Annotated in this window: 21 protein-coding genes; 3 read left to right on the forward strand and 18 right to left on the reverse strand. The window is 67.5% G+C overall.

Annotated elements, in window-relative coordinates; all coding sequences use genetic code 11:
• Nucleotides 1–78: 78 nt before the first annotated feature.
• The 5 genes from IEX33_RS10300 to IEX33_RS10320 all read right to left on the reverse strand — a co-directional run bounded on the left by IEX33_RS10300 (nt 79) and on the right by IEX33_RS10320 (nt 3433).
• Entirely contained in the window at nt 79–300 is a 222-nt protein-coding gene (locus tag IEX33_RS10300) for a hypothetical protein (protein ID WP_104187371.1), read from the reverse strand.
• Nucleotides 297–1550, reverse strand: coding sequence for an inorganic phosphate transporter (locus IEX33_RS10305; RefSeq protein ID WP_188729851.1), 1254 nt, complete (start codon nt 1548–1550; stop codon nt 297–299). Before IEX33_RS10305 ends, IEX33_RS10300 begins: the two co-directional genes overlap by 4 nt.
• Before the next feature lie 153 nt (nt 1551–1703).
• Complete coding sequence (locus IEX33_RS10310; RefSeq protein WP_188729852.1) at nt 1704–2210, reverse strand: HAD domain-containing protein; 507 nt, start codon at nt 2208–2210, stop codon at nt 1704–1706.
• A gap of 18 nt (nt 2211–2228) precedes the next feature.
• Nucleotides 2229–2915 carry a hypothetical protein gene (locus IEX33_RS10315; protein WP_188729854.1) on the reverse strand — a complete coding sequence of 229 codons (687 nt, stop codon included), beginning with the start codon at nt 2913–2915 and terminating at the stop codon, nt 2229–2231.
• Between the two features lie 77 nt (nt 2916–2992).
• A complete protein-coding gene (locus IEX33_RS10320) occupies nt 2993–3433 on the reverse strand; it encodes a VOC family protein (protein ID WP_188729856.1) in 441 nt (146 codons plus the stop codon).
• A gap of 131 nt (nt 3434–3564) precedes the next feature.
• Between IEX33_RS10320 and IEX33_RS10325 the strand changes: the two genes are divergently transcribed.
• The gene (locus IEX33_RS10325) at nt 3565–4185 is read left to right on the forward strand and encodes an L-threonylcarbamoyladenylate synthase (protein WP_188729858.1); all 621 of its coding nucleotides are present in this window, start codon (nt 3565–3567) and stop codon (nt 4183–4185) included.
• A 63-nt stretch (nt 4186–4248) separates the two neighbouring features.
• Here the strand turns inward: IEX33_RS10325 and ligD are convergent, their stop codons facing one another.
• Nucleotides 4249–5271, reverse strand: coding sequence for a non-homologous end-joining DNA ligase (gene ligD, locus IEX33_RS10330; protein ID WP_188729860.1), 1023 nt, complete (start codon nt 5269–5271; stop codon nt 4249–4251).
• A gap of 68 nt (nt 5272–5339) precedes the next feature.
• Here ligD and IEX33_RS10335 point away from each other — a divergent pair, with 68 nt between their 5' ends.
• Complete coding sequence (locus IEX33_RS10335; RefSeq protein ID WP_188729862.1) at nt 5340–6017, forward strand: alpha/beta hydrolase family protein; 678 nt, start codon at nt 5340–5342, stop codon at nt 6015–6017.
• A 43-nt stretch (nt 6018–6060) separates the two neighbouring features.
• On the opposite strand, the gene IEX33_RS10340 is transcribed toward IEX33_RS10335, so the two are convergent.
• The 7 genes from IEX33_RS10340 to IEX33_RS10370 form a co-directional block, all read right to left on the reverse strand.
• Nucleotides 6061–6213, reverse strand: a complete 153-nt coding sequence (locus IEX33_RS10340; RefSeq protein ID WP_181038138.1) for a hypothetical protein — start codon at nt 6211–6213, stop codon at nt 6061–6063.
• Nucleotides 6214–6368: 155 nt separating this feature from the next.
• On the reverse strand, nt 6369–9023 hold the full coding sequence (hrpB, locus tag IEX33_RS10345; RefSeq protein WP_188729864.1) for an ATP-dependent helicase HrpB: 2655 nt from the start codon (nt 9021–9023) through the stop codon (nt 6369–6371).
• An 82-nt stretch (nt 9024–9105) separates the two neighbouring features.
• Entirely contained in the window at nt 9106–9732 is a 627-nt protein-coding gene (locus tag IEX33_RS10350; protein WP_188729866.1) for a hypothetical protein, read from the reverse strand.
• Entirely contained in the window at nt 9722–10075 is a 354-nt protein-coding gene (locus IEX33_RS10355; RefSeq protein ID WP_188729867.1) for a hypothetical protein, read from the reverse strand. Before IEX33_RS10355 ends, IEX33_RS10350 begins: the two co-directional genes overlap by 11 nt.
• Nucleotides 10076–10193: 118 nt before the next feature.
• The gene (locus tag IEX33_RS10360; protein ID WP_188729868.1) at nt 10194–11132 is read right to left on the reverse strand and encodes a 5'-3' exonuclease; all 939 of its coding nucleotides are present in this window, start codon (nt 11130–11132) and stop codon (nt 10194–10196) included.
• 68 nt (nt 11133–11200) lie between these two features.
• Nucleotides 11201–13207 (reverse strand): vWA domain-containing protein, encoded by a 2007-nt coding sequence (locus IEX33_RS10365; protein WP_188729869.1) that lies wholly within the window; start codon nt 13205–13207, stop codon nt 11201–11203.
• A gap of 53 nt (nt 13208–13260) precedes the next feature.
• A complete protein-coding gene (locus tag IEX33_RS10370; protein ID WP_188729870.1) occupies nt 13261–14649 on the reverse strand; it encodes a sigma 54-interacting transcriptional regulator in 1389 nt (462 codons plus the stop codon).
• An 87-nt stretch (nt 14650–14736) separates the two neighbouring features.
• On the opposite strand from IEX33_RS10370, the gene IEX33_RS10375 reads away from it, so the two are divergent.
• Nucleotides 14737–15558, forward strand: coding sequence for a glycosyltransferase family 2 protein (locus IEX33_RS10375; RefSeq protein ID WP_188729871.1), 822 nt, complete (start codon nt 14737–14739; stop codon nt 15556–15558).
• A 257-nt stretch (nt 15559–15815) separates the two neighbouring features.
• Here IEX33_RS10375 and IEX33_RS10380 read toward each other — a convergent pair whose 3' ends face one another.
• The 5 genes from IEX33_RS10380 to IEX33_RS10400 all read right to left on the reverse strand — a co-directional run bounded on the left by IEX33_RS10380 (nt 15816) and on the right by IEX33_RS10400 (nt 20154).
• On the reverse strand, nt 15816–16760 hold the full coding sequence (locus IEX33_RS10380; protein WP_188729872.1) for an alpha/beta hydrolase: 945 nt from the start codon (nt 16758–16760) through the stop codon (nt 15816–15818).
• Nucleotides 16729–17388, reverse strand: a complete 660-nt coding sequence (locus IEX33_RS10385) for a cyclodeaminase/cyclohydrolase family protein (protein ID WP_188729873.1) — start codon at nt 17386–17388, stop codon at nt 16729–16731. The genes IEX33_RS10380 and IEX33_RS10385 overlap by 32 nt, the downstream gene beginning before the upstream one ends.
• A gap of 77 nt (nt 17389–17465) precedes the next feature.
• A complete protein-coding gene (locus IEX33_RS10390; RefSeq protein WP_188729874.1) occupies nt 17466–18107 on the reverse strand; it encodes a dihydrofolate reductase family protein in 642 nt (213 codons plus the stop codon).
• A 108-nt stretch (nt 18108–18215) separates the two neighbouring features.
• The gene (locus tag IEX33_RS10395; RefSeq protein ID WP_188729875.1) at nt 18216–19247 is read right to left on the reverse strand and encodes an aldo/keto reductase; all 1032 of its coding nucleotides are present in this window, start codon (nt 19245–19247) and stop codon (nt 18216–18218) included.
• Between the two features lie 16 nt (nt 19248–19263).
• Nucleotides 19264–20154 (reverse strand): SMP-30/gluconolactonase/LRE family protein, encoded by an 891-nt coding sequence (locus IEX33_RS10400; protein ID WP_377089453.1) that lies wholly within the window; start codon nt 20152–20154, stop codon nt 19264–19266.
• Between the last annotated feature and the right edge of the window lie 115 nt (nt 20155–20269).

Raw genomic sequence — 20269 nt, forward strand, 5'->3', positions numbered from 1 at the left:
GGGGGAGCAGGAACTGCCTCAAGCGAAGACAGTGACGGGCTTGCCGGCTTTAACCTGGCGCGGCGACAGGGGGCCTGGTCAGCCGGAGAAGTACGGGATGATCAGGTACAGCCCGAAGAGAACCGCCAGGCTGCACAGGCCGAAGCAGATGTAGGCAAGGGACCGCTTGATGCCCGGGGACGTCTGCTGGACGTCCGCGGCAATGGCCGTGAGCCGCACGCCGAGCGAGTACAGCACTACAACTGTTACTGCGGCCGTCAGGGTGGCGCCGGCAACGGTCAGGAGTTCCAACCACTTCATCGCTGAGTCTCCTTCTGGTTGTTGGCGTCAGCGTCAGCCTCTGCCTGCGCTTTGGCTTTGGCGTGGGCGCGCGCACGCGCCATGGCCTTCTTCTTGGCGAAGCGCACGGCCTGGCCGGCTTCCTCCACCTCGATGGCGTTGTGGTGGCCGACGGCGGACTTGCGTGAGTAGAAGAACATAAAGAGGACAGCTGCCGTGCCGGCGACGGCGGCGATCAGGACGCCGATGACACCGGTCTTCACCAGCAGGGCGGTCAGGGCCCCCACAATGCCCGCTGCCGGAAGAGTGAAAAGCCAACCCAGGGCGATTTTTCCCACCATGCTCCAGCGGACGCTGGTCCCCTTCCGGCCCATGCCGGATCCGATAACGGAACCGGACGCCACCTGGGTGGTGGAGAGGGCAAAGCCGAGGTGCGAGGACGCAAGGATCGCGGACGCGGTGCTGGTCTCGGCCGCGAAACCCTGGGCGGGCTTCACCTCGGTGAGGCCGGCACCCATGGTGCGGATGATGCGCCATCCGCCGGCGTAGGTGCCGATGGCGATGGCGAAGGCACAAGCGGCAATGACCCAGAACTGGGGGCCGGATCCGGCCTCCTGAGTGCCTGCGGCGATCAGGACCAGGGTGATGATACCCATGGTCTTCTGGGCGTCGTTGGTGCCGTGGGCCAGGGCCACCAGGCTGGAGGTGAAGATCTGTCCGGTCCGGAAGCCGCCACGCTTCTGGGTGAGCTTGCTGCCGGTCTCCGGGTCATGCCGGGACGTCAGGGCGTATGCCAGGCGCGTGCAGATGTAGGCGACAATGCCCGCGATCAGCGGGGCGAAGATGGCGGGGAGGATGACCTTTTGCATCAGGCCCTCGAGGTTGATCGAGTTGAAGCCGATGCCGGCGATCGCGGCGCCGATCAGACCGCCGAACAGCGCGTGCGAGGAACTCGACGGCAGGCCCTTGAGCCACGTGATCATGTTCCAGAGGATGGCACCCATGAGGCCGGCGAAAATGATGTCCGGGGTGATCTGGATCCCGTCCGACCCTTCCCGGATGATTCCGCCAGAGACCGTCTTGGCCACCTCGGTGGAGAGGAAGGCGCCCACGAGGTTCAGGATGGCCGCCAGGGTCACCGCTGTCTTCGGCTTAATGGCGCCGGTTGCAATGGGCGTGGCCATGGCATTCGCGGTGTCATGGAAGCCGTTCGTGAAGTCGAAAAATAGTGCCAGTGCGATGACCAGCGCCACCATGAAGGTGATATCCACCTGTTGCCCAATCTGCAGAGTCGACGTTCAGCAGTTTCATCTCCCCCGGCTGCCTTGCACAGCATAATTCACCAGCTGTTCGCTTGGAATGACCTGTGGCGTTAACACAACCGGCGTGAAACCTTATCGATCGTACGCGTCCCCGGCATTAGGTCAAAACAACGGCAGCACCAGAAACGACTGCACCCGCTGCAGTTCGGCAGGCGAGATTCCGCGCCTCGGTTCCGGGGACAATGCCAGGATCCGGCGGCCAAGGAGCCTGGCCCAGGACTGGGCTTCCGCCTCGAACGCGAGCTGGTCATCGATCCAGGCCACGGCTTCCGGACCGGTATCTTCCACATCATCCTGAATGGCCCGAAGCTTCCACCAGCCGGCGCCCGCGCCTGCCCCATCCGCCGTCAGGTATGGCCACCGTGCGCCGTCCAGGCCGATGGCGGGGCATAGATACTGCGGGGCGAGTTCTTCCCAGCTTGTGAGCCAGACGCACCGTACCCCTGCCATTGCGGCGATTCCGTTCAGTGCGTCCACCAGTTCCGGTGCGTAGGCGACGGGCAGGAGTCCCGCATTGGAATGTTTCCAGCCGGTTCCCCAGCCGGTGGGGCCTTCCGGTCCGAAGGGACAAATAACGCCATCGACGTCGATATAGACGGTGCGTGTCACGGCCGGGGTCCAGAAAACCTAGTGGTGCCGGAAGTCCGACGGTTCCCGTCCGGCGTCAAGCCCTGGCGCTACCTGCCCCTCCAGGGCAGCAACGGTGGCATCCGGCAGGACGATCAGGCCATCGAGTTCACGGCGGGCGCGCTTGTAGGCCGCCTGCCGTTCGGCTGGCGTGGCGGCATGGTCCCCGGCGATCCTGAGCAGCTGCCGGGCAGTGGCAAGGCGTTCGCGTTCCGGGCCGGTGAACTTGCTGTCCCGGATCCGGCGGGCTTCACGTTCTGCCACGTCCAGCGCCACCGCGAAGCTGTTGACTGCCTTCCGGTAGGCCTCCAGCCGCGAGGGCGAGGCCATGTCCGCCGGGGAATCCGGGCGCTGGCCGTCCGCCTCCCTTTTCGCCCGGAGGAAGGCCACGGTGAGCGGTTCGCGGACGTCGGTCATGAGCGGAAAATCGATGAGCTTCCCAACGTCCAGCTCGTAGTCCAGCCAGCGCTTGTTGATGGCGTCGTGGGTGGCAACAAGCGCTTCAACGTCCGCTGCGGAGGCCCTTTCGAGTTCGCGGGACTGGTTCTTGAGCGTGTACAGCTCCACTCTTCGCTGGTGCCGCCGCTCGCCGGCCTTGCGCAGCGAGTTGGTCCAATGCCCGGCAAAGGCGATCGCGGGGAAGACCAGCCACCATTTGTCGTCAAGGAACTCAAAGAGGGATTCCACGCCTCAATCCTCGCACCGCCGGGCACCCTCCTCAAGAACCCGCATCCACCCCAGGAAGCCGCACGCCAGAAGGCGGATCAGCCCTGGGGAGTTCCCGCGGCGCCCTGGGCACTGTTGACGTTGACCAGCCAGGCCACGCCAAAGCGGTCCGTGCACATGCCGAAAATGTCACCCCAGGGTGACTGCTCCATGGGCACGGTCATCGTCCCGCCGTCGCCGCTGAGCTTCTCGTAATAGCCGCGAAGTTCCGCTTCATCGTCGCCGCTGAGGGAGATGGAAATGGACGCCCCCGGCGTGTACCCCATGCTGTTCGGAGTGTCGGCGCCCATCAGCACCATCCCCTTGCTGGTGGTGAGCATGCCGTGCATGATCTTCTCCGACTCCGCTGGATCATCGCTGGCCTGGAACTCCCCGAAGGTGCTCAGGGTCAGCTCGCCGCCAAAGACGGACTGGTAGAAGTTCATTGCTTCGCGGGCGTTGTCGCGGAAGCTGAGGTAGGGATTGAGGGTGGTCGGCATGATGGATCTCCTTGGCGTGGGGACGGAACATGGTGGAACCAGTCACCATCCTGCCTCAAAGCAGGGGCAGGTGGTAGGGGAAACGGGGCGGGTGGTGCACAAGTGTCCGGCTGGGCCGTAGGCTCTGGGTCATGGCCAGATACTTTGACGTTCACCCCCAGGACCCCCAGCCGCGTGCCATCACCCAGGCCGTGAAGATAGTGCTCGACGGCGGACTGATCGCCTACCCCACGGATTCCTGCTACGCGCTGGGCGCCCAGGTGGGCAACCGGGACGCACTGGACCGGATCAGGAGCATCCGCCGTCTGGACGACAAGCACCACTTCACGCTGGTCTGCCGGGACTTTGCCCAGCTGGGACAGTTCGTGAACATCGGGAACGATGTCTTCCGCAGCATCAAGGCCGTCACCCCCGGCGGCTACACGTTCATCCTTCCGGCAACGAAGGAAGTTCCCAAGCGCCTGCTGCATCCCAAGAAGAAGACCGTGGGTGTGCGGATCCCGGACAACCGCGTGGTCCAGGCGCTGCTGGCAGAACTGGGCGAGCCGCTGCTCTCAAGCACCCTGCTGCTCCCCGACGAGGAGGACCCGCTGACCCAGGGGTGGGAAATCAAGGAACGCCTGGACCACCAGGTGGACGCCGTGATCGATGCCGGCGACTGTGGTTCCGAACCCACCACCGTGGTCGACTACTCCACCGGGGTGGCAGAGGTGGTCCGGCGCGGAACCGGCGACCCGTCCCGCTTCGAATAGCCGGCCCGATTCTCCGGTCAGGCCGCAGGTATATCGACGGCGGCCCGCCCCTTGCGGGGTGGGCTAGTCCTGCTTCCGCGCCCTGCTGGGCTGCACCCGGGGCGGCTCGCCGGGCATTTTGGGGTAATCCGGCGGGAAGGGGAGCTCTCCCAGCCCGGACTTCAGGTCGCGGTCCCACCATCCGAGCAGGGTGTCAATGGTTCCCGGCTTGCTGTGCATGTCAGCCCAAGGGTCACCGGCCGTTTTAAGCCGGTCCGGCACGGTCAGGATGGTGAAGTCCTTCGGGTCGACGCGTTCCAGTTCATCCCAGGTGATGGGGCAGGACACCGGAGCATGGGCCAGCGGCCGCGGGCTGTAGGCGCCGGCGATGGTCCGGTCCCGGTTCGCCTGGTTGAAGTCCACGAACACCCGCTGGCCGCGCTCTTCCTTCCACCAGGCCGTGGTGACCTTGTCCGGCATGCGGCGTTCCAGCTCCCGGGCCGCGGCGATCACGGCATGCCGGACGTCAAGGAATTCCCTGGTGGGTTCAACGGGCGCATAGACGTGCAGGCCGCGGTTGCCGGAGGTCTTGATGAAGCATTCCAGCCCGGCCTCCGCCAGCACCTCCTTCAGCGCCAGGGCAGCCGGGACGGCGTCGTCGAAGTCTGTTCCAGGCTGGGGGTCAAGATCGATGCGGAGCTGGTCGGGGTTGTCCGTGTTGTCCGCGCGTGAAGGCCAGGGGTGGAACACGATGGTGTTCATCTGTACTGCCCACACCGCAGCGGCAGGTTCGTCAAGTATCAGCATGGGGTGCGACCGGGCACTCGGGAACACCACGGGGGTGGACCGGATGAACTCCGGGGCACCCTTGGGCGGGTTCTTGGAGAAGAACATCTCCCCCTCGATGCTGCCCGAGAACCTCTGCAGCGCCACCGGCCTGCCGCCGTTGGCAGCGATGAACGCTTCCCCGACGTCGGTGATATACCGCGCCAGGTCGAGTTTGGTGATTCCGGGTTCGGGCCAGATCACCCTGCTGGGGCTCGAGATGCGCATTTCGCGCTCGCCGTGCGGGCCCGGGACTGTCAGGGTGGTCTGTTCACTCGCCATGGGGACAACGTACACCCCTGCATCGGAGGCCCGGCAGATTTGCGCAGCCGGTCCGGCAAGATGGAGGCATGTCCGTTTCAGAATCAGACTTTTCCATCGCTGTGGGCGAGGGCACGGTGTCTGCCGCGTACGCCCGCCCCGACAGTCCGTCCGCCACCGTGGTGGTGGCCCATGGTGCCGGCGCAGGCATGGAGCACCCCTTCCTGCGCGGGTTCACCGATGGGTTGAACTCCCTGGGCATTGCCACCCTGCGCTTCAACTTCCCCTACCGGGAGGCGGGGCGCAAATTTCCGGACCGTCCGCCTGCCGCCATTGCCGCCTGGCGGGCCGCGATTGCGGCTGCGGCGGAGCGGGCGGCGGACCACGGCGACACCGGCCCCCTCTGGGCGGCCGGCAAATCGTTCGGCGGACGGATGGCATCCATGGCCGTGGCGGAGGGGATGGAAGCCGCCGGGCTGGTGTACCTGGGTTACCCCCTGCATGCTCCGGGGAAGCCCGACAAGCTCCGGGACGAACACCTCTACGGCATCACCGCGCCCATGCTTTTCCTGCAGGGCAGCCGGGACACGTTCGCTACCCCCGAACTTCTGGAGGATGTGGTGGGCAGGATCGGACCCTCAGCCGTCCTGCAGTGGGTGGACGGCGGTGACCATTCCTTTGCGGTGGCAGGCCTCAAGCGTTCCGCGGCAGAGGTGGGCGCCTCCCTGGCGGAGCCGGTGGCCCGCTTTGTCCGCGCCTCCGGCTGACGCCGGAGGGGTTCCAGGGGCCGGGCCGGCCGAAGACCGGCTGTCAGGCTGCTTCTTCGTGCCACCAGCCTTCCCAGGCTGCGGAGGTGAGCTGCCCTTCGGGGAATTCCGTGCTTCCGGTTCCGCCTGTGTGGAACCGGCTGTCATCGCTCCGGCGGCCGTCGAGCAGGAGATTGAGATTGTTGAGGAGAAACATTCTGTAGGTCCTTCCATGTCTGCGTGTGGACCACTCTGTCCAGGTGGAACCGAGCCTATGCGGCGCATGTTTCAGCGCGTCGACGCGAAGTAACAAGCGTGTATCGGACATCTCACGCACGGTTCACGGGGCGGGGAGGCCGTCCCGGCGGGACGCTATTTCCGCTGTTTGGTCCGTGCAGTGGCGGGCGCGGACCAGGGATCTTCGGGCCAGGGATGCTTAGGGTAGCGGCCCCGCATTTCGGCGCGGACCTGGGCGTAGGGTCCGGACCAGAATGACGCCAGGTCGCCGGTGACAGCCAGCGGGCGCCGGGCCGGTGAGAGCAGATGGAACAGCACCGGCACCCGGCCGTTGACCAGGCGGGGCGTCGCGTCCAGGCCAAAGCACTCCTGGAGTTTGACGGCCACTACCGGCGGCGCCGTCACATCAGACCACTCGGGGTAGTCAATCCGTACCCTGGAGCCGCTGGGAACTTCCAGCAATTCGGGCGCGAGCTCGTCCATCCTGGCTGCCTCCGGCCAAGGAAGCAGCCGCCGAAGGGGCTCAGCAAGGTTAATCGTGTTGACGTCAGCGCCGGCGGCAAGCGACTCAAGTTCGGGTCCCAGCCAGTCCTGCAGCCTGCCGAGGAGTCCGGCCTCCGACACGTCCGGCCACGGCTCCCCCAGCTCGCGGTGCAGGAAGGCGAGCCGCCTGCGTAAGGCCTCTGCCGCCGTCGACCAGGCCAGTACGGCGAGTCCTTCCTGCTGCAGCGCTGCTGCCACCGCGGCCCGGCCTTCGGCGGGCGATGGCCGCACGGGGGTGGACGCGAGGACAATAGCGCCCAGCCGCCGGACCTTGCGCGCGGTGACCCGGCCCTGGGTCAAGGCCGCCTCCACCGTCTCGACGAGGAGGTGGGATGCGGCTGATTCGGCGAGGCCGGCGGAGAGCGGGGCGGCGGCGCGGATCACGGCACCGGTACCGGCCGAGTCCCTGCCCTCGCCTCGGGACACCTCAGCCACTGCCAGCCATTCGTGCCCGGCAAGGCTGCTTCCGGCGGGGAGTCCGGCACGCGTTCCGGAGGACAGCAGATACCGCTCCGGCCCGTCGCCGGGAACCCTGCGTGCCACCCGGTCTGGGAAGGCAAGGGCGACGACGGCACCCACCAGTGCGCTCCCGCCGGTGAGGGACGGGAGTGCGGGAGCGTCGGGCAGTGGCCCTGCTTGCTGCGCCAAGACCTGGAGGCGGCGGCCTTCGTCAGCCCAGCGCCGGCCGGCAGGTCCCTTATCGCTTCGGAGGTCGGACAGGAGGCGCGGCAGGTCCGCACCGGGAGCACGCGCATCACTGGCCACGGCGGCCACCACCTCGGCTGCCGCCCTGGGACCGGCGGCAGCGGCGCCGTCGAGCAGGGCGCGGCCCAGCCGCGGATCAACCGGGAGGCCCGCCAGGGTCCTGCCGGCAGCGGTAGCGTGGCCATCCCCGGACACGGCACCCAGTTCGTGCAGGACTTCCATGGCATCTTCCATGGCCTGCTCCGGCGGGGCATCCGGCAGGGCGAGGCCCTTCCCTCGCGGTGACCCCCAGCACGCCATCACCAGGGCGGCGCCCGCAAGGTCCGCCACGGAGATTTCCGGCGTCACGTGGGCCGGGGCGGCGCCGAACGCCTGCTGGCTGTAGCAGCGGACCACTGTCCCGGGGCCCTGGCGGGCCGCGCGTCCCGCACGCTGGTCGGCAGAGGCGCGGGAGCAGGAAACCGTTACCAGCCCGTTCATTCCCCGGGCGGCGTCGCGCCGCGGCTCACGGGACAGCCCCGAGTCGACGACCAGCCGGACCCCCGGCACGGTCAGCGACGACTCGGCCAGGTCCGTGGAAACGATGATCCTCGCGTTCTCCCCCGGCCGGCGCCCGGATACCGCCCGGTCCTGCTCGGCTGGGCCTACCCTGCCGTGGAGCTCCAGCACGTCAGTCCCCGGGCCCACCCGGCGTCGCAGCCCCGCCGCAACCTGTAAAACTTCCCATGCCCCCGGAACGAAGACGAGTGCGTCGGCAGCGCCGTCCGCTGCCAGTGCCTGCCGGTGGGCTCCTGCGGCGGTGTCTGCGATGAAATCCAGGAAAGGACGCGTCACTCCCCTGCCGTCCAGCCGAGGGAATGGGGCAGGACGCCACTCCGTCTCCAGCGGATGGAGCGCCGAGGGGCAGCCAACGACCGGAGCCGGCCCGCCGCCGTCGTGGCCTCCCAGCAGGGCAGCGAACCTGGGAGCGTCCAGGGTGGCGGACATGGCGACGACGGTGAGGTCGCCGCGCAGCTGGCGGACTTCGGTGAGCATGCCAAACAGGAGATCCGTTTCCAGGCCGCGTTCGTGGACCTCGTCCAGAACCACTGCGCCTGCGGCCGTCAGGTCCGGATCGGCCAGCAGGCGGCGCAGCAGGATGCCGGGCGTGACGAATTCGATGAGCGTTTGGGGGCCGGCCTGGCGCTCTCCCCGCACCGTATAACCCACACGGCTGCCTAAACGGCTGCCGTCCAGGTCAGCGAGCCGGCGGGCTGCGGCGCGGGCGGCTACACGGCGCGGCTGGGTGACAACAATCCTGCGCGGCCGGATGGGGGCGCCGGCTTTCAGGTGCGCCTCGAGGGTGGCGAGAAGTGGTGGAACCAGGGTGGTCTTGCCCGTTCCCGGCGGCGCTTGGACTACCGCCGTTCCTCCCGTCACGCCATCGCCCAGCGCTTCGGCCAAAGCCGCGAGCGAGCCGGCAAAGGGAAGGCCGGCGCCGATGGCCGGGAGATCGAAGGCCCGGCCAGGTTGGGGCACCTGCCGGCCGCTGAGGGAAGTCATTCCTCCATTTTGCCCGGCCCTTCGGTTAGCTGCGGACGACGAGCCCCGCCAGGCACAGGTTCCGGGCCTGTAAAGCGAAGGGTCAGGGCTTTCCGGCGCCCTTGCCTTTTTCCCTGGCTTCCTTGGCGGCGTCTGGAAGGTTCTGTTGCTGCGGGGCGGGTTCAGGTGCCGGGCCCGGAGCGGCGGCAGGTGCCTCCGGCTGAAGCTGGACCGGCTGGGACTGCACATATTCCGGTTCCGGCGCCGGCGCCGGCGCCGGTTCAGGGGTGGCCGCGATCACCGCAGGCGCCTCCGCCGTGGTGACAGCTGCTTTTGCGTCCGCGGCCGAGGCTGACTGGGCCGTGATGGTGCGGGTGACATCTGCCCGGACCGCTTCCAGGGCCGCATCGATCCCCCGGTACCGGGCCGCTGAGATTGAACCCTGGCCGGCGGCCAGGTCGAGGTCCCGTTCAAGCGCCTCAAGGGCATCGAGGACTCCGTCCAGCCTGTTCTCAGCGGCGGCCTGGGTGACGTTGAGAACGCGAATCTGGAAGCCGCGGAGGGTGGCCTCATCTGAACCGGCAGTGCCTAGACCCGGGTAGATGCTGACTGCGCCTGTAACAAGGGCGGCCGCCGTCACTGCCGCGGCCAGTCCGGCCCAGGACCTCCGGTGCGGGCGCCCTGGCGGGGAGCCTTGCGCCCCACCCGGCTGGAGATGGTCAGGCGGCATGCCTGCCCCGCAAGGGAACGACGGCGGCAGGCCGGGGGTAAAGAACGGTCACGGCGGCAATGTCCCCAGCAGGTCTGTCCCCAGCAGGCGCGGCCGCGGCAACTGTCTGCACTGCCGGGACCGCCGCGAGGGGCGCGGGTGTCGTCCAGGCTGCTCCGGCAACCATCCGCCGAACGGCATACCGGACTACAGCCGCCAGCAACTGGCCAAGCCCCAGGCCCAGAAGCACATGGCCGGCAAGGTACTGGCCCCCGTGGCCCACGGCGCCGTACGGGGCGCTGGCGGCCAGGGCCGCTCCGGCCGCGGCCACCAGGGACCAGATGGCAACAACAACTGCACTCATTCGACCCGCTCCCGCCACTCCAATTAATCAGCAAGCTTAGTACTAATGGTCAGCAAGCTTACTACTTGAATTGGATGTTGCAAGCGTGACGCGGCGGGAAAACAGTAACCCGCCGGGCCTACTGCCGCAGGTCGAGGGCCGTCAGGAGCCGCCTCACCGAGCCGCCCAGGTTCCACTCGGTGGCGAGCCGTTCTAGTTCGGCCCGTGGTTCGTCCGGCACGGGATTCAGTTCCGCACCCGCCTGTTCGGGACTGGGCAGGTCCAGGTCCCGCACCAGCCTTACCACGGCGGGCGCCACAGAAAGGTAGTCCGCGGCGGCGGCCAGCTTGGCCCTCACGGGGGCAGCCATGCCGCTGCCGGGATGCCCGGCCGCTTCCAGCAGGCCCTCCAGGGTGCCGTACTTCAGCAGCAGCGAGGCCGCGGTTTTTTCGCCGATTCCTGCAACCCCGGGCAGGCCATCGGAGGCGTCACCCCGCAGTGTTGCGTAGTCGGCGTACTGCTGCGGCAGTACCCGGTACTTGCCCACCACCACTTCTTCGGTAATGACCTCCAGGTTCTTCATGCCGCGGGCTGTGTAGATCACGCGGACCTGGCGTTCGTCGTCGCAGACCTGGAAGAGATCGCGGTCGCCGGTGACCACGTCGACGGGAAGGTCCGCGTGGCTCGCATAGGTGCCCACGACGTCGTCGGCCTCATGGTTGGGGGCGCCCACAATGGCGATGCCGGCGAGCTCAAGAACCCGGCGGATCATGGGAAGCTGCGCCTCCAGCGCGTCCGGGACAACTTCGACGTCCGGGGCACCCGCCACGGCCTCCGCCACCCGGTGGGCCTTGTAGGTGGGCAGGAGCTCCACCCGCCACTGCGGCCGCCAGTCGTCGTCCCAGCAGGCAATGAGGTGCGTTGCCCCATAGTCCGTGGTGAGCCGGGCGATCATGTCCAGCAGGCCGCGGACGGCGTTGACCGGTGTGCCGTCCCCGCGGCGGATCGTGTCCGGCAGTCCGTAGTAGGCGCGGAAGTACAGCGATGCGGTGTCCAGCAGCATGAGGCGGTCAGGCATGCTTCGATCCTCACATGAATCAGCCCGGTAACGGGGCAACGGCTCCGGCACTTTGCAGGCTGCCCCGGCTAGGAGGCCCAGTCGGAGTCCCCGAAGGCCTGTCCCCGGAAGTGTGCCCGCAGGTACTCCCCCACCACCGCGGCGCCAAGATTCCCTGCCTCGGGAGCGACAACCCGGCCGCCCACCCTGCGCACCATGCGCTGGACGAACCGTTCCAGGCTGGGGTCGGCCCCCAGCCGGAAGAATGTGGCCTGCGTGCCGGCCCTGCCCAGCCGGTCGAGCTCCGCGACCGTCACTCGGATGGTTTCCGGGTCGGAGGGCCAGCAGAACCACGCCTCGCCCTCCGGCAGCAGATGGGCTGTAGGTTCGCCGTCGGTCACCACCAGGAGGACAGGCTGCATGGACGGGTGCCTGCGGAAGAAACGGCCGGCAAGCAGCAATCCGTGATGCAGGTTGGTGCCCTGCTCCCGCAGCGGCGGGAGGGCGGTTAGTCCCTCGATGTCCATTGCCTGGGCATGGCGGCCGAACGTGATCAGTTCCAGCCTGTCGCCGCGGAAACGGGTGGAAACCAGGTGGTGCAGCGCCAGGGCAGTGCGTTTCATCGGCACCCACCTCCCCTCGGCAGCCATCGAAAACGAGACGTCAACAAGAAGGACGACGGCGGCCTGCGTGCGCGCTTCCGTTTCGCTCACTTCGATGTCCGCCGGGGTGAGGCGCAGGCTGCTGCCCGGGGTTCCGCCGCCGGCTGCGGTGCGGCTGATCGCGTTGGTCAGCGTGCGCGTGACGTCCCAGGGCTCGGCGTCCCCGAACTCCCACTGGCGGCTGGATCCGGTCTGCTCCCCTGCCGCGCCGGCGACCCGGGTATCCCGGCGTCCCTGCCGCCCTGACAGCTGCTTGGCAGTGTCCCGCAGCAGGGACTTCCCCAGCCGCCGCATGGCCTGCGGTGAGAGCCGCAGGTCCCCGTCCGCGCCCCGTTTCAGGTACCCGCCGTCCTGCATGGCCCGTTCGATGTCGGCCAGCGTGCGGGCCGTGACGGCGGCGTCCTGTCCCAGCTGGCGCGCCAGGGCATCCAGGTCCAGGTCGCCGAGGGTTGAGCCGTTGTAGGACTGGGAAAGCTGTTCGGCCAGCCCGTCCAGTTCGGCGATGTCCTGGAGCACGCCGGTGCCGTCGCCGAGGCCCAGCCCTTCCTGGCCCTCGAAGCGTTCCGAGCCTGTCCAGTCTTCACCGGGGCGCAGGGCGCGCAGGCTGTCGTCGAGCTGGTCAAGCTGGGACATGAGTTCCGGCGATCCGAAGGCCTGGGCCGAGAGGTTCATCAGCTCTTCCCGCTGCTCGGGGGACATGGACTGCAGGAGCCGCTGGGCAGCAGCGGCCCGCGTGGCGAGGGCGTCAATCAGTTCCTCGACCGACTGTGGGTTTTCAGGGAAGAAGCCGCCGTGGCGGGCAATGAACTCCTGGAAGTCTTCATCGGTATCCTCGCCGCGCCGGTGTTTGTCCAGCAGCGTGTTCAGGTCGCGCAGCATAGCGCTGACGGCTTCCCGGTCCTGCTCCGAGGCACCCTCCAGCGCCTGCTTCATGCCCGCGAACCGCTGGTCCAGGGCCTCGCGGCCCAGCAGGTCCTTGATCCGTTCGTAGGCTTCCCGTGCCGTGCCGGACTGCCAATCATAAGATGCCAGGTCGTTGACCGCCGCAGCTGTGGATGTGGGCAGGTTCTGCAGCTGCAGCTCCCGGAAGGCGCGCTCCGTGTTGTCCATCATGGCATCGCGGGCCAGCTGCTTGCGTTCCTCAAGGACGGCAGTGTCCAGGAGTTTCTTCACCTCGTTGAGGGTGCCGTCCAGGTTGTGGCGGGCCAGCAGGTCATTGCGGTGCTGCTGGACGCGCCTGGCGAGGTCGTCCAGGCCTTCCCGGTTCCGCCCGCCGCGCCGGAGGAACTCCTGCAGGGCGTGGCGGGGCGAGTACCCGGCCATGACGTCCTCGGCGACGGCGTCCAGCGCCTCGGAGAGGTCAACCGGCGGCGCAAGCGGATCCGGACCGCCCGTGTACCGGCCGTACCTCGCGGAATGGTTATGGATGTTCATGGTGCCGCCCGTCCCTCGCTTCAGCCATTTGCCCGGCCACGCACGGTGGCGCCCTATCCGTACACCGTTTCTTCGTCGTCGGACTCCTTGGAGATCCGCCGGGCCAGGTAGAGCCCTTCCAGCGCCAGTTCGATGGCGGCGGCCCGCTGGCCCTCGTTCCCGGCGCCGAGGCGGCTGCCGATCTCGTCGTAGAGCCCGGACCCATTCAAGGACGGCAGGTTCCGGAGGAATTCACGTGCTGTCACGTGCTCCCCGGTGGTCACGGTGGTGTGCCCGTCCAGCGCTGCCACCAGCGGGCCCAGGTCAAGGCCCTGGAAATGCGCCCGCACGGCTTCGGCCGTGGCCGTGCGCAGGAGGTGGTCAAGGACGGCCTGTTCACGCCCTTCCTCACCGGATTCGAATTCGATCTTGCCGCTGAGGACTTCAACGGCGGTGTCCAGGTCCACGATCCGCGCGACGGCCTCGGCTTCGCCGCGCATGCTGGCTCGGCGGAGGGCCGCGGCGGCCACTGTTTCTGCGCCGGCAATGGCGAACCGTGCCGAGACCCCGGAGGTCTGGTTGATCGCCGGGGACTGCCTCAGCGCACGGGTGTAGCGGGCCAGGATTTCGAGGATCACCGTCGGGACGTCGGCCACCAACTGGCCCTCCTGCCGGATCACGGACACCTCGTCGTCGAGCTCTATGGGGTAATGCGTCCTGATCTCCGCGCCGAAGCGGTCCTTCAACGGCGTGATGATCCTGCCGCGATTGGTGTAGTCCTCCGGGTTGGCGGACGCTACAACGAGCACGTCCAGCGGAAGCCGGAGCACGTAGCCACGGATCTGGATGTCCCGCTCCTCCATCACGTTGAGCATGGACACCTGGATCCGTTCGGCAAGGTCCGGCAGTTCGTTGATGGCGATGATGCCGCGGTTGGAGCGCGGGACAAGGCCGTAGTGGATGGTTTCCGGGTCCCCGAGACGCCGTCCCTCGGCCACCCGCATCGGGTCGACGTCGCCAATGAGGTCCGCAACGGAGGTGTCCGGCGTCGCGAGTTTCTCCACGTAGCGTTCCGACCGGTGGCGCCAGGCTACCCGCAGCCGGTCGCCCTCGGTCAGGGCAAGGGCGCGGGAATGCTCGGTCATCGGATCGAACGGGTGTTCATTCAGTTCGGACCCCTCGATGATGGGTGACCATTCATCCAAGAGCCCGGCCAGGGTGCGCAGGAGCCGCGTCTTGCCCTGCCCCCGCTCGCCGAGCAGGACCACGTCATGCCCGGCAAGCAGCGCACGCTCGAGCTGGGGAAGCACCGTCCGGCCGAAGCCGTAGATCCCCGGCCACGGATCCTTGCCGGCCGCGAGCGCGGCGAGCAGGTTTCCGCGGATTTCCTGGCGCAGGTCCTTGAGGACGTGGCCGGAGGCACGCAATTCACCAACGGTGAAGATATCGGGACGATCAGTCACCCCTCCACCGTAGCCCCGCACCATGGGTGACAAAAGCCCCTGCCGTTCCGTGCTTCCGTCCACCAGCATTGGTCCAGAGGATGGCGCATGGAACATGGAGGTGATGGCGTGTCCGGGGAACCCGCAGGGGGCGCGTTAACGGTCTCGGTGGTGATTCCCACCCGCAATGACGCCGCAATGCTCAGGGTGTGCCTGCACCTGCTGTCCCGGCAAACCCGGCCCGCGGACGAGATCATCGTGGTGGACAATGCCAGCAGCGACGATACCCCCGCCGTTTGCAGCGCAGCCGGCGTACGGCGGATTCCTGTGGACGTGCCAGGCATTCCGGCCACCACCGCTGCCGGCTTCGATGCGGCGGCGGGGGACATCATCGCCCGGCTGGATACGGACTCCAGGCCCCCGGCAGATTGGCTGGAACGGGTGGAAGCCGTCCTTGGCGCCGCGCGCCCGCTGTCCCTGGTGACTGGACCCGGCGAGTTCTATGGCGGGCGCCGCTGGGTCCGGTGGGCCGGAAGGCATGTCTTCCTGGGCGGTTACTTTAGGGTGCTCGGATTCCTCCTGGGCCATACGCCCGTTTACGGGTCGAACTTCGCGCTGCGGCGGGCAGTGTGGCAGGAGATCGGCGGCAGCGTGGTGAGGAACAACGCCGATGTGCACGACGACCTTGACATCTCGTACCACCTCCGCCCGGAGATGACGGTCATCTACGACCCCACCCTGCCGATGGGCGTCTCTGCCCGGCCACTCACCAGCTGGCCGTCCTTCCGCCGCCATATCCGCATGTCGCTGGTTACCTTCCGCGTGGAGTTCAAGGAAGAGCCGCCGCTGCGGCGCCGCCTGAAGCGGGCACGGGCGCGGCGCAGCCGGGAGGCCCGGCGCAGGCGGGCAGGAACAGGCGACGGCGGATAGCACTCACGCAGGCCCGCTGTCCTTCGCGTACAGGGCAAGAAGATCGCGGCTGAACTGGTGCGGCGACGTCTCGCACGGACTGTGCCCGCCCCGGTAAACGGCGATCTGGCACCAATGGCCTGCGCGAACAGCCGGTGCAGCTGCAACGGCCGGCAGCTCAGGAGCGTGAGCGTCGAAAAGTCCTCTTTGGAGCCCGTGGCGCCCGGAACCATGAAGATCCAGGGGTCAAGGGGTCGCCCATGGCCGAACCGAACTCGTCAGGGCTGACCCCCAACGACGGCTGGTCCTGGGCTCCCATCGTCCCAAGATAGCCCCGAGGCCCGCGTTTCATGAGAGGCGTGCGCCGCGGGGCGCTGCGAGACCTTCCGGACAAAGGCGTGCAGCTGGAGGTACACCTCCTGGGATTCCGGATAGCGGTAGTCCTGCTGCCACGTGTGCTCGGTGTTGGCGTTGGACCACTGGTAGATCAGGGTGTCAACCGGAACGCCGTGGAATTTGAGCCTGCTGATGAAATTGACGTTGGCCTCATACAGGAAGTCACGTTCCGAGGTAGTGACGAATACCGGCGGGAACCGGCCGTCGAGCCGCTCGATGGGGGACATGAAGCCGGCCTGGGCCTTCAGCCGTTCGATGGCTTCCGGCGTGGTGAAGGGGTTTCGGCTCCGGCTCCGTGACGTGCCTGCCGGAGGCAGCAGCATGCGGACAAAGTTCAGGCTCGTGATAAAGCCGCTCTTGAAGAACACGGAAAAATCAACCACGCTGCAGTGCTGCACAAAGCCCTTCAGGTGATGCCCGGCCACGGCAGGGCGGAGGGAGTAGTGTGCTGCGAGCTCGGGCCGCAACGTGGCAGCCCTGAGCAAAGCGGCGATCTGTCCCCCGGCGGAGTCGCCACCCAGGACCACGCATTCGGGATCACCGCCGTAACGCCCGATGTTGCTGCGGACCCACGCTACCGCGGCGTTGGCGTCATGGAGCACATGGCCCATGTGGAAGCGGGGCGGCCTGCGGTAGTTGACGTTGACCACCACCATTCCGCCCGACGCCTGGTTGGCGCAGTACTTGGTGACGGCCGATTTATCCCCGGATGTCCACCCTCCGCCGTGGAGCCGCCAGCTCCACACCGGTACCGGGCGGGACCCTTCACAAGCGGCCTGGCAGTGGTGCGGGAAGTCAGTCCAGGTCGGTGGGCGCTGCCCGGTCATCCACGGCTGCGGTGAGGTGGTCAATGCGCTCGAGGGCTGCGGTCAACTGCTCAACGGCCGACCACAGGCCCGGGTGCTGTTCCCTGATCTGCTCCAGCGTGGCCCCGGCAGACCTGAGGGTGGCAAGGTCGAAGCTGACGTTCGTGCGCGCCCCCGCCACTGCCGCCCTCAGGGCGCCGAATCCGACGACGACATCGGCGATGAGGGCCGGGTTGCCGTTGCCGGCGAGCCAACCAAGGTCGTCAATGGCAGCGACAGCCCGCTCCCCCAGGACGGCCGATGCCTTGGCTGCATCGACGGAGGCGCGGTGGATCGCCTGATCCCGTTCCGGGCCCTTTTCGAGCCGAAAGGCGGCGCCGAACGCTTCGGAGGCGGCAGCGTCGTCGTCGGCCAATCTAAGGGCGGCCTCCCGAAGCGCACGGGCACGCGCATGAAGGGAGGCGAGTTCTGCCCCCTGGTCCTCCTGCGGTTCCGTGTAGCCGGCAACCATTGATGCCAGTGAAGCGGCAATGGCAAGCATCACGCCCGTCCCGGCGCCTCCGCCCGGTGAACCTTTGGACTCCGCCAGGGCACGCGTCCACTCCTCAACAGTTGAGCGCTGGGTGGTCACGGCATCGGTATCAGTCATGCCATCAAGTGTGCCCGGTGCCGGCCCGTCATCGTGGTTCATTTGGCGGGGCATCCGCCTCCGGGGCACTCCGCGGGTCAGGCGCTGCCCCCGGACCGTCGAGGCCCATCAAGGACGGTGGGGACGTAGTCGAGCAGCTGCAGCCTCCCGTCGAAGGTCCGGCTGTCCACCATCTCGAGCGCAACGTCCGGATAGCCGTCGAAGATCCGTTCCCTGCCGGTGCGGCCTGTGATGACGGGGAAGACCACCAACCGGAACCTGTCCACCAGGCCGGCGTTCAGCAGCGACCGGCACAGGCTCAGGCTGCCGAGGGTGCTCAGGCGACCGGTACCTTTCCGTTTCATGTCCTTCACGGCCTCCACGGCGTCCCCGCTGACCAGCGTCGAGTTCGGCCAGCCCAGCGGCCCCTGCAGCGTGGAGGAAAAGACGACCTTGGGCACCGCTGCGAGGCCGGTAAGGCTCGCCCCTTCTTCCTCGGAAAACCCCGCGCCTTCTGCAGCGGCTTCCTCCGACATGCCGGACATCAGCCGGTAGGTGTTCGCGCCAAGAAGGTACGTGCATTCCTTGTGGCCCTCCTGCTCGAGCCAGGCCAGGTACTCCGGCCCTTCAAGCCCCCACCAGCCCGGCCATCCCTCCGCTGAGGCACAGCCGTCAAGGGAAATGATGAGGTCAACCATCAGCTCAACCGGGGATGGTTCCCGTTCAGATGCCACGCCCATGGCCGTCTCCTTTGGTGGCAGGTGCCGGCAATCGTAGCCCCGTGCCGGCAGGACCTTCAAGGCACGCGGTTGGTGACACACGTGCGCTACAAGACGGTCCGCCGGGCGCTACCGTCCACCCTCGATCCTGCGGGTGCGCTGCTCGTCAGCCATCGGGCCGTACGGATAGACCCCTGTCCGGGGCTGGCTGACCCGGGTTAAATGGCCAGCCTCTTCCGGGCTGAGCTGCAGGCCCGCTGCGGCAAGGTTGTCGGCGAGCTGCTCCGTGGTGCGGGCACCCAAAATCACCGAGGTCACCGCCGGCCTGTCCAGCAGCCACGCCAGCGCCACTTGGGAAGGACTCACTCCGCGGGCGGCCGCAATGTCTTCCACGGCACCGATGACCTCCCAGGTGCCGGGATTGCTGTTGCGTGCCTTCCAGGCCTCCATGCCGCGTTCGGGGTTCTCGCCGAGCCGCGTTGCACCCTTGGGGGCCTGGTCCCGCTTGTACTTGCCGGACAACCAGCCGCCTCCCAAGGGTGACCATGGCAGCAGCCCGATACCGGCGTCGAGCGCGGCGGGGACGATTTCGGATTCAATGTCCCGCACCAGCAGGCTGTACTGGGGCTGGAGGGTCACCGCCGGAGTCCAGCCGTGGGCGCGGGCAAGGTGGACGGCCTTGGTCAGCTGCCACCCCAGGAAGTTGGAGAAGCCGTAATAGGCGATCTTTCCGCGGCTGACCGAGTCGTCAAGGAAGCGCAGCGTCTCCTCGAGCGGGGTGATCGGGTCCCAGGCATGCAGCTGGTACAGGTCGATCTGTTCCACGCCCAGGCGCCGGAGCGAATCGTCCAGGGCGCGGGTCAACCTCCGGCGGGACGTGCCGACGTCGTTCGGTCCCGTCCCCATTGGAAAGCGGCCTTTGGTAGCTATCACCGCCGTATCCCTGAGGTGCGGGCGCCTGCCCAGCCAGCGTCCGATGATCTCTTCCGAAACTCCCGTGCTGTAGACGTCGGCGGTGTCGATGAAGTTGCCGCCGGCGTCGAAATAGCTGTCCAGGATGGCGTGTGACGATTCCTCGGTGGCCTCCGCCCCGAACGTCATGGTTCCGAGCGCGAGGGTGGACACGACGGTGCCGCTGTTTCCCAGGGTTCTGTAGTGCATGGTTGGCCTCTTTTGGTCAGTTGGCGGCGGGAGTGGCGGCCCGGGCGGCTGCATCCCGGGTGGTGGTGCGGATCCCGTAGAGGCTGGTGGTTGCGGTGATGTAGATGTCCTGGCCGTCCGGACCTCCGAAGCACACGTTGGATACCTTTTCAGGCACTTCTACCGTGTCCAGGAGTTCGAATGACGGTGAATAGATACGCACTTCCGGCCCGGCTGAGGTCCAGATCCGGCCCTGGACGTCCACGCGCAAGCCGTCGGCAGCATGGTCTTCGTCAAGTTCGACGGCGGGTGCACGGCGTGTGCACGCGCCGCCCCGCACGTCGTAGGAGGCGATCCGCAGTGGCACTCCATGGTCCGGACCGGCCGTGTCCGTCACGTAAAGGACCGCCTCATCAGGCGAAAACGCCAGCCCGTTCGGATACACGAGGTCCGTGACCACAGCCGTGACGGACCCGGAGCCAGGCTCGAACCGGAACACGGAGCAGCCCCCGTACTCCTGCTCCCCCTCGTGCCCTTCCCGTGTTCCCGGAAGGATCCCGTAGGGCGGGTCTGTGAACCAGATGCTGGAGTCGCGGGCAACCACGACGTCGTTGGGTGAGTTCAGCCGCCTGCCCTGGAAGGAGTCAACGAGTCCTGTCACGGTCCCCTCGACGTCCCGCTCGACGCGGCGGCGCCCGTGGCTGCACTGCACCACGCTGCCGTCGGCGTCGAGGGTCCGGCCGTTGGTGAACCCGGCTCCGGTGGCGTATTCACGGGTGGTACCCGTGGCCGCCTCGAACTCAAGGATGCGGTTGTTGGGAATATCGCTCCACCGCACGGTCTGCGAGGACGGAACCCACACGGGCCCCTCCGCCCACACCGAGCCCGTGGACAGGCACTCCAGCCGGCCTTCCGTCAGTACGCCCACCAGAGTCCCTTCACGATTCAGGTTGTGGAGCCGTTGCAGTGCCCAATGCCTGGCGCGCCGCCCGGCCCGCGCATTACGGAAAACGATAGCGCGGAGTGGACGATTTTCGGTCCAT

It is taken from the genome of Pseudarthrobacter scleromae (assembly GCF_014644515.1).
Lineage (GTDB): Bacteria > Actinomycetota > Actinomycetes > Actinomycetales > Micrococcaceae > Arthrobacter > Arthrobacter scleromae.

Coding starts and splice junctions, on each gene's coding strand:
- IEX33_RS10350 (WP_188729866.1), bottom strand. CDS start 9,732: ATGCCGCCTGACCATCTCCAGCCGGGTGGGGCGCAAGGCTCCCCGCCA.
- ligD (WP_188729860.1), bottom strand. CDS start 5,271: ATGGCGAGTGAACAGACCACCCTGACAGTCCCGGGCCCGCACGGCGAG.
- IEX33_RS10385 (WP_188729873.1), bottom strand. CDS start 17,388: ATGACTGATACCGATGCCGTGACCACCCAGCGCTCAACTGTTGAGGAG.
- IEX33_RS10375 (WP_188729871.1), top strand. CDS start 14,737: ATGGAACATGGAGGTGATGGCGTGTCCGGGGAACCCGCAGGGGGCGCG.
- IEX33_RS10340 (WP_181038138.1), bottom strand. CDS start 6,213: ATGTTTCTCCTCAACAATCTCAATCTCCTGCTCGACGGCCGCCGGAGC.
- IEX33_RS10365 (WP_188729869.1), bottom strand. CDS start 13,207: ATGAACATCCATAACCATTCCGCGAGGTACGGCCGGTACACGGGCGGT.
- IEX33_RS10395 (WP_188729875.1), bottom strand. CDS start 19,247: ATGCACTACAGAACCCTGGGAAACAGCGGCACCGTCGTGTCCACCCTC.
- IEX33_RS10390 (WP_188729874.1), bottom strand. CDS start 18,107: ATGGGCGTGGCATCTGAACGGGAACCATCCCCGGTTGAGCTGATGGTT.
- IEX33_RS10300 (WP_104187371.1), bottom strand. CDS start 300: ATGAAGTGGTTGGAACTCCTGACCGTTGCCGGCGCCACCCTGACGGCC.
- IEX33_RS10320 (WP_188729856.1), bottom strand. CDS start 3,433: ATGCCGACCACCCTCAATCCCTACCTCAGCTTCCGCGACAACGCCCGC.
- IEX33_RS10355 (WP_188729867.1), bottom strand. CDS start 10,075: ATGAGTGCAGTTGTTGTTGCCATCTGGTCCCTGGTGGCCGCGGCCGGA.
- IEX33_RS10335 (WP_188729862.1), top strand. CDS start 5,340: ATGTCCGTTTCAGAATCAGACTTTTCCATCGCTGTGGGCGAGGGCACG.
- hrpB (WP_188729864.1), bottom strand. CDS start 9,023: ATGACTTCCCTCAGCGGCCGGCAGGTGCCCCAACCTGGCCGGGCCTTC.
- IEX33_RS10380 (WP_188729872.1), bottom strand. CDS start 16,760: ATGACCGGGCAGCGCCCACCGACCTGGACTGACTTCCCGCACCACTGC.
- IEX33_RS10360 (WP_188729868.1), bottom strand. CDS start 11,132: ATGCCTGACCGCCTCATGCTGCTGGACACCGCATCGCTGTACTTCCGC.
- IEX33_RS10325 (WP_188729858.1), top strand. CDS start 3,565: ATGGCCAGATACTTTGACGTTCACCCCCAGGACCCCCAGCCGCGTGCC.